Origin of the sequence: Streptomyces sp. CB01201 (assembly GCF_002803085.1) — a bacterium.
GTDB lineage: Bacteria > Actinomycetota > Actinomycetes > Streptomycetales > Streptomycetaceae > Streptomyces > Streptomyces hundungensis.
Map to the genome: position 1 here is coordinate 100,404 of NZ_NNBJ01000024.1, position 13,038 is coordinate 113,441.

12 protein-coding genes and 2 pseudogenes are annotated in these 13,038 nt (G+C 67.1%); 5 read left to right on the forward strand and 9 right to left on the reverse strand.

Annotation, left to right across the window (positions count from 1 at the left end; all coding sequences use genetic code 11):
• Positions 1-11 precede the first annotated feature (11 nt).
• Positions 12-571, forward strand: a pseudogene (locus CG740_RS35085) (Tn3 family transposase); the annotation flags it as partial.
• Between the two features lie 720 nt (positions 572-1,291).
• Here the strand turns inward: CG740_RS35085 and CG740_RS41290 are convergent.
• From CG740_RS41290 to CG740_RS35100, 3 genes are read right to left on the reverse strand one after another with little or no spacing between them, the layout of a single operon-like run.
• Positions 1,292-1,588 carry a hypothetical protein gene (locus CG740_RS41290; RefSeq protein WP_234376661.1) on the reverse strand — a complete coding sequence of 99 codons (297 nt, stop codon included), beginning with the start codon at positions 1,586-1,588 and terminating at the stop codon, positions 1,292-1,294.
• Positions 1,589-1,610: 22 nt separating this feature from the next.
• Positions 1,611-2,249 (reverse strand): hypothetical protein, encoded by a 639-nt coding sequence (locus CG740_RS35095; protein ID WP_100579365.1) that lies wholly within the window; start codon positions 2,247-2,249, stop codon positions 1,611-1,613.
• A gap of 2 nt (positions 2,250-2,251) precedes the next feature.
• Positions 2,252-3,145, reverse strand: a complete 894-nt coding sequence (locus CG740_RS35100; protein WP_159030494.1) for a nucleotidyltransferase domain-containing protein — start codon at positions 3,143-3,145, stop codon at positions 2,252-2,254.
• A gap of 366 nt (positions 3,146-3,511) precedes the next feature.
• Between CG740_RS35100 and CG740_RS35105 the strand changes: the two genes are divergently transcribed.
• The 3 genes from CG740_RS35105 to CG740_RS35115 all read left to right on the forward strand — a co-directional run bounded on the left by CG740_RS35105 (position 3,512) and on the right by CG740_RS35115 (position 4,989).
• Positions 3,512-3,790: a hypothetical protein gene (locus CG740_RS35105; RefSeq protein ID WP_442802871.1), complete on the forward strand. Its 279-nt coding sequence runs from the start codon at positions 3,512-3,514 to the stop codon at positions 3,788-3,790.
• A complete protein-coding gene (locus CG740_RS35110; protein ID WP_100579368.1) occupies positions 3,766-4,305 on the forward strand; it encodes an AAA family ATPase in 540 nt (179 codons plus the stop codon). Before CG740_RS35105 ends, CG740_RS35110 begins: the two co-directional genes overlap by 25 nt.
• Positions 4,306-4,368: 63 nt before the next feature.
• Positions 4,369-4,989, forward strand: a complete 621-nt coding sequence (locus tag CG740_RS35115) for a zinc finger domain-containing protein (RefSeq protein WP_100579369.1) — start codon at positions 4,369-4,371, stop codon at positions 4,987-4,989.
• Between the two features lie 13 nt (positions 4,990-5,002).
• Here CG740_RS35115 and CG740_RS40020 read toward each other — a convergent pair whose 3' ends face one another.
• The 5 genes and pseudogenes from CG740_RS40020 to CG740_RS40025 all read right to left on the reverse strand — a co-directional run bounded on the left by CG740_RS40020 (position 5,003) and on the right by CG740_RS40025 (position 7,844).
• Positions 5,003-5,224 (reverse strand): hypothetical protein, encoded by a 222-nt coding sequence (locus CG740_RS40020; RefSeq protein ID WP_199846668.1) that lies wholly within the window; start codon positions 5,222-5,224, stop codon positions 5,003-5,005.
• An 86-nt stretch (positions 5,225-5,310) separates the two neighbouring features.
• The gene (locus CG740_RS40570; RefSeq protein ID WP_199846664.1) at positions 5,311-5,727 is read right to left on the reverse strand and encodes a primase C-terminal domain-containing protein; all 417 of its coding nucleotides are present in this window, start codon (positions 5,725-5,727) and stop codon (positions 5,311-5,313) included.
• An 18-nt stretch (positions 5,728-5,745) separates the two neighbouring features.
• Positions 5,746-5,883, reverse strand: a complete 138-nt coding sequence (locus tag CG740_RS42035; protein ID WP_199846666.1) for a replication initiation protein — start codon at positions 5,881-5,883, stop codon at positions 5,746-5,748.
• Positions 5,870-6,040: pseudogene (locus CG740_RS42040) on the reverse strand (replication initiation protein); the annotation flags it as partial. The gene CG740_RS42035 and the pseudogene CG740_RS42040, both read right to left, overlap by 14 nt.
• Positions 6,041-7,232: 1,192 nt before the next feature.
• Positions 7,233-7,844: a hypothetical protein gene (locus CG740_RS40025; protein WP_159030495.1), complete on the reverse strand. Its 612-nt coding sequence runs from the start codon at positions 7,842-7,844 to the stop codon at positions 7,233-7,235.
• Positions 7,845-8,268: 424 nt separating this feature from the next.
• Here CG740_RS40025 and CG740_RS35140 point away from each other — a divergent pair, with 424 nt between their 5' ends.
• Complete coding sequence (locus CG740_RS35140) at positions 8,269-8,961, forward strand: hypothetical protein (protein ID WP_159030496.1); 693 nt, start codon at positions 8,269-8,271, stop codon at positions 8,959-8,961.
• A gap of 1,102 nt (positions 8,962-10,063) precedes the next feature.
• Here the strand turns inward: CG740_RS35140 and CG740_RS35145 are convergent.
• Positions 10,064-12,463: a DEAD/DEAH box helicase gene (locus CG740_RS35145; RefSeq protein ID WP_100579373.1), complete on the reverse strand. Its 2,400-nt coding sequence runs from the start codon at positions 12,461-12,463 to the stop codon at positions 10,064-10,066.
• Positions 12,464-13,038 lie beyond the last annotated feature (575 nt).

Genomic DNA, 13,038 nt, shown 5'->3' on the forward strand with positions numbered 1-13,038 from the left:
CTTGCCCACGTGACGCTCTGCGGTACGGGCGGCTGTCGCACGTGGACCAGACGTACCTGCGGATGGAGACCTACCGGCAGGCCAACGCGGCGCTGATCGACGCCCAGGCGTCGATCCCGCTCGCGCAGGTCTGGGGCGGCGGCCTGGTCGCCTCGGTCGACGGGATGCGCTTCTTCGTGCCGGTGCCCTCGGTGTACGCCAGGCCGAACCCGAACACTTCGGTGCCTCCACCGGCGGCGGCGGGCGCCGGTCCGGGGCGACGTGGCTGAACCTGATCAACGACCAGGCCGCCGGGCTCGGCGGGAAGGTCGTGGCCGGCACCCCGCGCGACTCCCTGTACGTGCTGGACGTCCTCTACGACCGCGACGGCGGCCGGCGCCCAGAGATGGTCGTCACCGACACCGCCTCGTACTCCGACATCGTCTTCGGCCGGATCGCCAAGACCCTGCACATCCTGCGCCTGGCCGACGAACCGTCCTACCGGCGGCAGATCAAGGCCCAGGCCAACCTCCAGGAGGGCCGCCACGCGCTCGCCCGCAAGATCTCCCACGGCCGCGCCGGGCAGCTCTACACCGTGCTGCGCTCCCTGACCGCCCAGTTCCTCCACCAGGGCGCCCACGCCCTGGTCATCGACCCCAAGCGGATCTCCCACCTGTGGGCCAGGGGCATGCCGACCGTGACCCACCGCGGGAACGTCGCCGGCATCCACGACGCCCTGGTCGGCCTCGGAGAGGAACTGGCGCGCCGCCTCGACCTCAACGACAGCGAGCTGGACGCCGCGCCCCGGCTCATCGTCTCGGTGGACAGTGCCCACGCCGCGCTGCGTCAGCTCACCCGCTACTGGGAGATGTTTCGCGGCCAGGACGACCCGCACACCTCCCCGGCCGTCGCCGCCCTTGAGGCCGCGCTGTGGACCGGACGCGCCGCCCGCGTCCACGTCATCCTCGACGGCACGCCCGCCCCCGGAGTCCTCGGGGCCACGCCGCACGAGATGTCGGTGATCCTGGCCCGGGTCGCGGCCAGCACCTGGCAGCGTCTCGCTCCGCTCGCCGGCCGCGCGCCGAAGCCGAGCAAGCACGGGGGCCACGGCCACGTCGTCCAGCACGGCGACGTGCACGAGACGCAGGCGATCTGGATGACCGACGCCGATGTCGTCAACTGGCTCACCGGCCCGGACGACAACGAGAGCTGACCCCGAGCCGGACAGACCACGGGCCCCGGGGAATCGCCATGACATCCCCGGGGCCGGCATTATGGAGTCGCCTTGTCCAACGACGGGGCGACTCCGGCGTTACGTGGCGGCCAGCTCCGGCACTTCGAGAACTTCGGCCACCTTGCGGGCCAACGCCACGACCTGCGGCGGCAGGTAGCTGCCCAGCGAGTCGACGTCGTTGCACAGCTTCGCCTTCAGCCCGTGCAGGCACGCCTCGGTGAACAGGTTCTGCGGATCGTCCTCGGGACGCTGCGCACGCTCTGCCTCCCGCTGGTGTGCTCGGCCGGGAGCCTCGCGCTCGCCCTGGCGCAGCCCCGGACGATGCCGGGGTAGTAAGGCACCCGTGCGGCCAACCGGTTCTCCCCCTCGAATCAAGACCCCAGCACTACGGGCACAGTCAGTTGCTAGTGTGCGCCGGGTCGGCGGCCTGAGCTTCAGAAAAGGTGCCGTAGTCGGTGGATCTGTTGAGCAGGGTGAAGTCCATGTCGCCGGCGGTGAACCGGCTGGTGTAGTAGTGGCCGGTCGCGGCTCTGGGCTGAAGGCCGGTGACCGCTATTCGACAGGCCCCTTCGTGCCGCGGGCTTCGATGCTGGTGCTCCATGCGGGGCGTGTTGTCGTACAGAAATCCGATCTCGGCCGTTCCCGAGTTTGCCGGGGCGCCGATGGTGGCGTTGCTCGACCGCGAGGTGCTCTCCTTCGTGCGGAGCGTGGCGTGCAGGCTCCAGAAGGTCTGTTCGATCGTCATGTACGTGGTGATCGGGCCCTGGTTCCCTCCCGCAGGGATGTGGCTCTCCGGGCTCGGTACCAGCACCACCCGCCAGGTGCCCGTGACCCAGGCACGGCCGGTGAAGCGGTGGATGACGGGCCAGCGCCAGGCCCACTTGTCGAACACGATGGTGCCGTAGCCCACGAGGGCCGGAATGTACGCGAAGAGATACCGAAACTCGGACGGGTACAGGCCCAGGATGACGAGGACGACTGTGTAGAGAGTGGCGGCGATGGTGGCGCCGGTGCGGATGGTGGTTGCGGTACTCATCGTCAGCTCTCGTAGTTGAGGTAGTGCCACGCGTGCTCGATCAGCTCGCGCCCATCTTTCTCGGTCCACTTCTGGTCCCCGCCGAACACCTTCTTGATCCCGTTCGGCTCCACCATCGGGCGTAGATAGCTGACCCAGCCTCCCGTGAGCTGCCGGTAGACCTCCCGCAGGCTCTCGCGGACCACAACGTCCAAGCTGCCATCGTGGAGCAAGACGTCGTCCGGGACGTTGTAGACCAGGCACTCGGAAAAGTACGACGGCAGGGCCTTGATCACCCCCTCGGAGGCGAGGTCGTTCTCGATGTTCTTCAGCACCCGCACCACGAACTTGTACCGGCGGTTGGTGTTGGTGTTCTTCGTGCGGCCGTTGGCCAGCTGGAGCTCGGGCCAGTTGATGACGCGCTTGCCGTCGCGCCCGTATACGACGCTGCCTACATACTCCCTACCGGGAGCGTAGGCCACCCACTTGAAGCACGGCACCACGTCGATGCTGGGGCGGCTGCCCACAACCTCCGGAACGTAGAAGGAGAGATTGTGGTCCGTGTCCACCGAACCGAAGTGATTGGTGAGCGCGTCCTTGACCTCCTGGCGGAGCCTCTGTCGAGTCCATGGTCCCTGCTCCCCAAACCACCAAGTAGCCATCCCCTCCGTATGGAAGGGGTTGTTGAGCTTCACCATGATGTCGACGTCGCTGTCACCGCGGACGTTGGTGTTGTTGGGGTACGAGCCCTTCGAGGCCACCGTGATGTCGAGTCCCTGGAACGGCTCGTGTCGGCGGACCGCTTGTTTCACCATGCGCTCAGCGCGATCCAGCCGGAGCCGTTCGGAATCCCCCGGCGGGTTCCTCCACTTGTTGATCAAAGCGATCCGCTGTTCATATGTCAGCTGTCGTGCCATCAACGCCTCCATGCTCCGGCGAGCCTGCGCCGACCGACAGCGTACGAGCGGGCACTGACAGCCTCACCGGAATTCCGCATGGGCCTCAAGTCAGGCACGGCCAGGAGTGGGGAGCTTGACCCTGCGGCATCAGAGGGAGGGGCTCAACATCCCATGCCCGGCAACGACTTCTGGCTCCTGGACAAGCGCAGATCCACTCCGGTTGGGCGACGGCTGGAGAGCAAGGGAGAACACTCTTACCCTGAAGGCCCTTGGTGGGGAGGTCACACTGGCCCTCCCCCCAGGTTGCGATGACCGAAGGGATGGGCTGTGTCCGACCGACCTGAGATTGTCTGCATCTGTGGATCTGCCCGGTTCGTGGAGGAGATGCGTGCGGTGAACCGTGGTCTGGCCTTCGAGGGGATCATCGTTGTCGCGCCGGTCGAAGCAGACGGGTTGATCACTGATGAGCAGAAGAAGGCGCTGGGCGCCCTTCACCTGCGCAGGATCGACCTTGCAGACCGGGTTCTGGTCGTCAACCCTGGCGGGTACATCGGCGAGTCCACGAGCAGGGAAGTGGATTATGCCCACGCCGCCGGCAAGCCGGTGTCGTTCACTTTTGAGGAAGAGCTGAGGATGACGTGGGGCCCAGCGACACGCGCCTGATCGTGCTCCGCGGCAACAGCGCCTCGGGCAAGTCCTCCGTCGCGGCCTGCCTGCGCGAGCGGTACGGCCGCAATCTCGCGATCGTTGCGCAGGACAACCTCCGCCGGATCGTCCTGCGCGAACGCGACCGGCCCGGCGGCGCCAACATCGGCCTGATCGACCTCACCGCCCGCTACGCCCTCGACAACGGCTTCCACGTCGTCATCGAAGGCATCCTGTACGCCGACCGCTACGGCCCGATGCTCCTGGACCTGGTGCGCGCCCACCAGGGCGTCACGCGGTGCTACTACCTCGATGTGCCCTTCGAGCAGACACTGCTCCGGCACGCAACGAAACCGGACGCCGAGTACCTCGCGCACGTCAACGAGGGCCACCTGCGCGACTGGTATCGAGACAAGGACCTGCTCCCCGACGGCCTGGAGACCGTTGTCCCTGCGGCCAGCAGCCTGGACGACACGGTCCAGCAGATCCTCTCCGAGAGCGGCCTGAACGGCATTGCCCCGATCGACCGCTGAGGCGCGCCACTGCAGGTACGGTCGGCAGCAGCGACGGCGGCAACACCAGCGGACCCAGGGGGAATGGGCGTGGAGAACGGATCGCAGAGCATCCCGTGGGGCGGCGAGTGGCGACGTCACCTTCGCTCCGGTCCCGAGATGGACCTCGTGCGCTCGTGGATGCGCCGTGTCGAATGCCCGACCTGTGAGGCGGCCGCAGGGCGGGCCTGCCGCACCGCAGGCGGCCGCCCGACCAGCGAACACCGCGCACGCCGTGACGCCGTCGGCCGCATCCCGTACGCGAAGTGGCAGGAGGAGGGCCTCATCCCGGAGCAGCGGACGTACACGATTCCGGCCGTGCTCAAGGAGTCGGTGACGGCCCGCGCCGACTTCAACGTAGACACCGCCCTGGCTGACGGTGTGGCGGTCGTCCGGATGTTCCTCGCCGACCGGCTCGGGCTGCTCCTCCAGGGCGAGGAAGCGATGGACCGTATCGATGAGGCCGTGCGGCAACTGATCGAGGTCCGTGGGCCGGTGGGGACGGCCGATATGGTCACCGTCCTCGCCAGTCTCGTCACCGCGCTGTTGTCGGCGAGCGCCGGCCCCGACGGCGATCCGGAGGCCCTGTTCGACATGGTGATCCGCGCGCAGGTCGACACGGCCCGCACGATACAGAAGATCCAAAGGGAGCGCGCCGAGGGTTGACCCGGCCGGCTCGTTACGCCCGCCCCTGCCCCTGGGCGTCACCGGCAGCGGCGTAGCGGGTGAGGTCGACACCATCCGAGCGGGCTTCCTTGAGCCGGGTGGACACCAGACCGGCGGAAACACTCAGCTCGCGCGCGATCTCGTAGCCCTTCAGTCCCAGCCGGTGCAGTTCGACGATCTGGTCCCGTCGTTGCCGGGATCGGCCCTCGTACGCCGTGCGTTCCTCAGCGACCATGCGCACCACCGTCCGTGGGGACACTCCGAACCGGTCGGCAAGTTCACGGGCCGTCACGGTACGGCGTTCACGGTTGGGTTCCTGCGTCACGACGTCCCGCTCATGTACTTCAGCATTGCTGCTGTCCGCTCGTCCCGGCGCGCTGTGCGCACCGTCCCCGAAGCCTTCCCGCCCTTCTTCCCGCGGGCGGACTGGATGGCGACGAAGGTGGCCTCGTAGACAGCCGCACCGTCCTTCCACATCCTCGACTTGGTCGTGATCCACCGGTGGATGCTGTTGGCGATCGCCCGCGCCTCCACGGTCGGCAGCGGCTCCGCGAATTCGGCGTTGCGGGTGTGCACTTCGGCGTGGATGGCGGTGTGGAGGGTGCCGGGGCTGCCGAAGTGGTGACGTACCTCGCGGTACGCCCAGGTCCGGGCCGTCTCGAAGATCGAGCAGTTGCGCCCCAGCCCGGTGATGTTGGTGCGGAACCGCTTGGTCTCCCGCCAGCGTGCGGGCGGCATGTGGCCGCTCAGCGCCTCCTACAGGCCGCCGAGCGTGTGGAGTCCGCCGTGGAGCCACTCGGTGCTCCAGTCCGTGTGCAGCGGATTCTTCGTCATCAGCCCCGAGTACGCCGCATCGCCGTCCAGCGCGCGCCGCAGTCCTTTCGGTGACCGCAGCGGCGTAGGCCAGTGGCTTGCGCCTGGCGTACTCGGTTCGCGTCACCGCCTCCGCCAGGGCCCACACCGCATGAGCGTGCCCATTCACCGGATTCTCCACGACCGCGTTGGGTAGCGGATGCGACCCCACCGACGACACCGCCCGCAGCACCGGCATCCGAGTGGTCCACGTCCACGACGAGGAGATTGCTCATCGCCGACGGGTTCGCCTTCACGTACCGACGGGTCATCGCCACCGGCCGCCGCTCACGTCGGATCCCCTCCTGCAGCCAGTTCGTCGCGTATGGCCGCAACGGCAGCCACAACTCGTCCCACTGCACTCCGGGCAACTCGACGTTCATCCGCTGATCATCCCGAACCAGCGGACGCGAGAGAGCCGGACACGCCGCGAACTTCAAGGTAAGTCACGAAGCCAAGTCAGATGATTGCAGGAGAAGGGGATTTCGTCGGGAGCCCCCAGACCGTCGGCGTAAGGCCAGATCTTCAAAGTCCGTCACGAAGCCAAGTCAGATGGTTGGGGCCTTCCGACCTGCTGCGCCGGCAACCGCCACGGGCCGACTTCACCGGGGTTGCATCTTCAAAGTCCGTCGCGAGCCAAGTCAGATGGTTCACTCTCCCTGCCGGGAAACCACGACCTACCCCCGGCGCCTGGCCGCCGCGCTGCCCAAGAGCGACGGCCAGGCGCCCGCGCCGAAGTCGTCCTCCGGGAGACCGAGGGCCGCCTGGCCGCCTCAAGGGCACCACCTCGTGCGTCCAGCACCGCGCCCGGCTCGTGCGGTCGCTCTACACGCGGCTGGACCGTCTCACCGAACCCGCCCCGGCTGTCATGTAGTTAGCCGGGGGAGCGCCCCGAAGATCCCAGGACCTACACGCATCACCGACGTGGAAGAAGCCGAGAGCTGACCGAGGACCGCCCTGGTACCGGAGCGGTCCGCCAACCCGGCCAACGCCCCTCCGGTACCGGTAAACGGAAGGGAGAGTCTGCACTGGGCCGGTCCATCCGCGAGCCCACCATGGATCGGATCCTCGTATCTGCTGCGCGACCTGTTGCGGTACCTGCTGCACAACCTGACGCACCATCTGCTGCGTCCCGGCCCGTCCGGGTCAACGCGTATCCGCTGGTGAGGCACATGGCGAAGCGCGGGTGGGGGATCAGGCATCCCCTTCTACCCGACTCCCTGCGCCCGATGATCAAGAAAATGAGGGTGGGGCTTGGCTGGCCGGGCGCGGCGGGGATCGGGCAGGGCATTGGGTGGTGACGCGCTCGGCTGGTGGCCTCGCGCGCTCGCCCCGGCGCAGCCCCAGCCGGCTATGACGCCTGGGGCGGGAGTTCCGTCGCCAGCCAGGTGTCAGCGGCCGCTCTGATAGTGCAGGAGCCTTGATTCGGCTTGGTCGATCGGCAGGGCCAGGGCGGCTGCGATCTCTTCCCAGGAACGGCCTTCTCCCTGACGCTTCTGTTCGCTCAACACCTGGTGTGCGGTGGCTCGGCGGACTTCTTCCAGCTGCCGCTCCAGTCGTTCCACGACCTTCAGGACGGTGAGGGGCTCCTCGATCGAGAGTTCGTCCAGTTGCCTGACCAACTTCGCGACACGTCTGTCCAGCTTGTCGGGAACCACAGCGGAGGCGGCTTCCACCTGCTCCAGGTGAGCTTTCCAGTCCCGGTTGCAGTCACTGGTGGGTGCGTCCTCTACCCAGTCTTCGCCGCCGTCCGTCGACCAGGTCAGCGGATAGCGAGTCTCTCCGCGCCAGCCGCAAGAACAGGCCCCTCGTAATGCCGCTGCCCGGGGGTTGCCGTACTTGCCGTCATAGTCATGCCACCGGTGCGACCGATGCATGAAACTCCCGCTGCCAGTATCGAAGATGGCCGGGCCTGGCTCGGTCCCGTCATCGAGCATCACCCCCGAACGCCCTTGATGCGACAGCCCGACCTTCCGGTCAGTCCATTCCCAGTCCGCTCCCATGGCCCCTCCCGATTACGACGTACGGTCACGAAGCCGTCACCGACATCGGCAGCATGCCGGACGGGGTTCTCGCATGAAACCCGTCCGGCGAAAATAGCCCCGCGCGTGCGCCAGAAGCCCCGCCCGCGAAGGACCCCGGGCCGCACGTGCATCCTGGGGCTTTGTCGCCGGTCCCACCGCCGCCCGCCGCCGCTCACCAGGACTGAGCAAACGGGCGGGTCGAGCGCTGACAGACGCGTGACTCTTTCCAACCCCAGACGTTGCATAGGACGGACCGCCCCTGAGGCGACGGTCTCGGCTGTGCTCTGTCGGCCCGTGAACGGTGAGCAATAACAGCCCGAAGGTGCTTCGCATCCTCGCCCACGTGTCAGTGACCCGATCGTTCGACGCATCGGTTCACGGGGCTGGTGCGAGATAGAGCGACATGACGAAGAACCACGCACGCAAAGAGGAAGTGCGACGCCGCATGAAGGAAAACGGGCGCAACAGCTACCAAGCGGAACTGAAGACCATGGCCGCAGAAGCGGGCGACGCAAAATCGGGCGACTCAGGCCCGCAACAGCGGAACGCAGATCGCCGCGAGGAGTTTGTCCTTGCCGTGCTTGATGCGGACTTGCCTCAGATGGTGAAGGTCCTCCTGCACGAGCTAGCTTCGCGACTCGACCTGAGCCTTTCGGACTGGCATGAGAACAACACCCGAGTCCGGTTCGAGGAGGAAGAGCTGGCACGGTGCGTTGGCCTGGACGAAGAGGCAGCCAATCTCTGCCGGGACCTGGCCGTCGAAGCCAACTGGTTGGTCGAAATCGAAGAAGGCGTGGTCGATCTGCGCACGCCCCACGAGGACTGGGATCTCTACTTTGGGGCGCTCAGTGGCCTGCAGGAGCCGATCGAAGACGAAGACACGTATCGGAGCAAACTGGATGCATTCGTCGCGGACATCGAGCAGATCGCCCGTACGCCGATGATTTCCGGGCATGCACTCAAGAAGGCCATGGTCAAGGTGATTGGGCATACCTTTGAGCCCCTGTGCATCGGCGGTGAGCTTTCGCAAAAAAGCCATGGACTCGGCTCAGGAGAGGTGAGGACCAAGCTGCGTATGCTGACATCGGCGAAGTAGCCGAATTGCAGGGGTAGCCGTCCGAGACCCCAAGTTCTACACGCACACCCGTACGATGCCACAGCTCAGAACCCCAGGCATCGCACCTCAGTGCGTGTAGAACTTGGAGCAGTGCCGTCGGCCCCGGACAACGAAGGGCCCCGGGTCGCCATGCGCCCGGGGCCCTTCGTCGATCTCACCGCCACTGCTCACCAGTCATCAGGTGCACTGCCCACCCACGCGATTGGTCGGCCTTCGTTGTGGCGCCTCAGTGCGAGCCCCCCCAATCGAGTCGGGCGAGCAAGCGACCCGACCACCTATTTAGGTCGAGCACCGCGCGACGAACGGAGAGCGGGTGCTGGGTCAACTCCTAGCTGAGCGGCAACAATCGGGGTACGCAGGTTGGGCCGGAGCGTCCATGACACCGGAGGTGTCGTGGTGAGCCAGTCGTTCTTCATCAGCCGGTGAACAATGTACGCACGCACCTGCATGTTTTCGTCCCCCCACCCGAGACCGGCGCACAACTGGGTGGTCGAGGGCCCGTGCCCATGCTCGGCGCGGAACGCCGCAGCGAAGGCAACCGCCGCTTCACCACGGTCCGGACGCTGGTCCTTGATCTCTTGATAGCGGAGCTTGGCCTGTTTTCCGAAGGCTGGCCTGAACGACCTCACCCTCATGATGCCGTCTGCCACCCGGTCCAGCGGGACCCGGCACCGAGTGCAGTTCTCCACCGCTTCGGCGTGTCGGCGCAGTGCCGGACTGGCCTGCATTTTCCACCCTGCCCATGTCTCAGCTACCGCCGCGAGACGACGTTCCACGTGCGTGGCTCGTGCCGCCCGGTACTCCTGAGATCTAGTCACATGCCAGCAACGACATAGCCCAGCTTTCAGCTACCGGCCGAGCCGAAAATTTCGTAGCGCACCTGCGCGCCCAGCGACCTCCGGATCGGCCGGGCGGCCTGGTCGTGCCAGTAGCTGGAAGGACTGGCATGCGCAGCTCCCTGCCTGCCGAGCTCGGTCCCGCCGCCTTGGCCGCTCCCGCCTCTAGCGCTGCTCCCTCCCGTGAGTCGGCCGCGGATCGACGCTGACCGCCTGCTGGCTCGCTTCCTACCCGCTCGTGGTCATCATGCGGCTTCTTCCGTGGCTGCCCATTCGAGTCCGAGGCCGGCGAGCGCAGCGAGCTTATCGGGGGTGAGCTTGGCCCGGCGGCTCTTGCTGTTGCTGAGAAACACCCCGAGCTTAACCTCACTCCCATCCTCAAGTCGCTCTACGTGGCCCCTGGGGACCTTCACAGAGCCCACGCGGGCCTTGTACTGCGCCAAGGCCGCAACGCCCTTCTCGAAGGCGCTCACGGCCTTCCCGGGGGCCTTGACGGGCTCCGCCTGCTCCGAGGGCAGCGGGACGACGCCGACGGCCTCCAGGCGCTCGCGCTGCCCGTCGACCAGGTCCTCCCACACCTCGGGCCTGCGCTGCCGGGCCAGCCACTTGCCGACGTCCATGCCGTGCACGGTGAAGCCTGGCAGGACCTGCGCCGGGCCCTCCTCGTCGCGTACGAGCTCGCGCAGCGTTGCGTAGTGCCGCTGCCACTCGGTGGGCCACGCGGGGTTCCAGTCATCGTCCATGGCCGCCAACGCGGCCTCCCACTCCGGGTGTTCGGCCAGCGCACCCGGGCGGCGCAGGTTGGACAGCCACTGGCCGACCGGCTTGTCGAGCGCGGCCGCCGACCGGGGCGCGCACAGCGTCCAGTGCTCCGCGAAGTACACCCGAGCCGCCGCCAGGTTCTCCTGGAACCGCGCGTCGGCCGCCGACCAGGCCATGCCCAGCTTCTCCAGCCGCTGCGCGCGCCGGCCGTTCATCTGCCCGGCCCCGTACGCCCGGCGCTGCTCCGCGACCCACTGCCCGAGTGGGAACGCGCCCTCCTTGTGCTCGTACGGCACCCGGGAGTGGCCCTCGCGCTCCGCGTACTCCTTGAGCTTCGCCCAGCCGCGCGCCCAGTCCTGCCGCTCCGTGTCGATCACGTTGAAGGACACCCAGTTGGCGACCATCACCGGATCACGCGGAGCCGCAAAACGGAGCAGCAGACGGTTTTCTTCCTCGTTATCGGCGGGCGCGGCACCGATGTATTCGGAAGGCTGCGCGACGTCCTTCTGAGGCTCCTGCGGAATCGCGAGCAATTCCACGGCCTCTTCGTCGTGAGCCCGCAGACCCTCAAGAACCTTCACCAAGGGCTTATACGAACCGGAGGTAAACATGCCTTCCGGGCTTTCATCGGGTTGGAGAAATACCGGCACGATCAGAGAGGCGAGCTTTCCCTGTCCGGGCTTCTGGCGCAGTGCGCGGCCGATGGCCTGGACGATGTCGTGCGGGGCGCCCTTGGGGTCCAGGAGCGCCACGGAGTCCACGGCCCGGATGTCCACGCCCTCCCCGAGGACGCGGCAGTTGGAGAGCACGGCCCGCCGGGCGGTGGTCCCGAACTTGCCCAGCACGTCCCGCCGGTGCTCCGGGACGTGCTCGCCGCACAGCCAGTCCGCCCAGATCTCCGCCGGGTACTTCTCCGGCTGGTCGGCGTGCAGCCGCTTGGCCACACGCTGAAGGCCCTCCGCGTACGCCGCGGCCTCTATGGTCCGGTGGTGGAAGGTGATGCACGTCGACAGGTTGTGCTGCTCCATCGTGTGCAGCAGTGCGGCCTGGAGCGCCCCGAGGCGCTGTCCGCGGACCTCCTCGGTGTGCCGCTCTTCGCCCATGAGCCGCTCGGGCGTCACGACCGGGTCCTGGAGCTCCAGGACGATGATCTGGTACCGCGCCAGCAGCTTCCGCGACACCGCCGATGCCAACGAGAGCTTGTAGAGGACCGGCCCGAAGACTTTCTCGTCGTCCATGGAGGCCGCCATCTCGCGCGGCAGCGGGTCACGCACCCCTTCGGCGACCTCGCGGTTCAGCCGCTCCTCCCAGATCCGGGGCGTCGCGGTCAGGTACAGCCGGCGGTGCGCCGGGATCTTCGTCTGGTCGTGGATGTCCGCCCATGCCTTACCCATCGACCCACTGGTTCGGTGCGCCTCATCGACCACCGCCAGGTCCACCGGGGCGAGCTTCTGCCCGTACGCGCCCTCGAAGGCTTCCACGAGCACACCGAGCGAGGCGTAGGTGGCGTAGATGGTCACCGGCCCCTCCTTGTGCCACAGCGCCAGCTGAACGGGGTTCGTGGTGCTCCGCACCCCCAGGTGCCACAGCTCCGGGTCGTCCAGCGGCGAACACACCATCACAGCCGGCCCCTTGTGCCCGGCGCCGCTCCACGCCTTCACGGTCTGCGCCAGGAGATCCAGGGTCGGCACCACCACGAGAATGCGGCCCTTGGGCACAATCCGCTTTGCGGAGGCCGCCGCGATGATGGTCTTTCCCGTTCCGCACGCGGCGTGCACCTGCCCACGCAAGCCATTCCAGGGAATGCCGCCCGGCGGGATATCGAGGCCGCGCACGATGGCGGCTACGGCCTCAATCTGATGTTCACGCAGTTTCACGGCCATTCCCGTGTTCTCCTTTTTGCGGAATGCGACGCGTAATAGGAATGAGAGTCCGGCGCGGTGAGTGGCGGGCCGGGGTGATGGTGTCTGGTCCCAGACTTTACACACTGAGCACCCGTGATGCATCACCCACGCTACAGGTTCGCCCTGTAGGCTAATACTTGGCTGAATTTCGCCCCGCGCGTACGGTTCTTGGGGTATGCTGGCGAGGTATTGGTGAACGTGAGCGGCCGGTTTCGAGGATGGGGGAGGGGTTCGGGTGGAGCGCAGCGGAGCCCGTCACTGCGGTGGGGCCGGCACTCGATCGGGCCGACGGTCCGTCACTCCCGTTGTGGGGGTGATGACTGGGAACCCCAAGCCCTACACAGTCCCACGCGTGATGCACCCTCCCTCGTAGCCAGCCCGGGTGATCGCGCTTGCGCGGGCGCCCCCAATTCGCGCTTGCGCGAATTGTCCTGCCTTTTGAATTCCGCTTGCGGAATTCCATTCCGGCGCTTGCGCCGGAATCCGAATTGCGCTTGCGCAATTCGTTCTCTATGCCCCCGGCTTGCCGGGGGCATATCCCGCTCCGCGGGCGA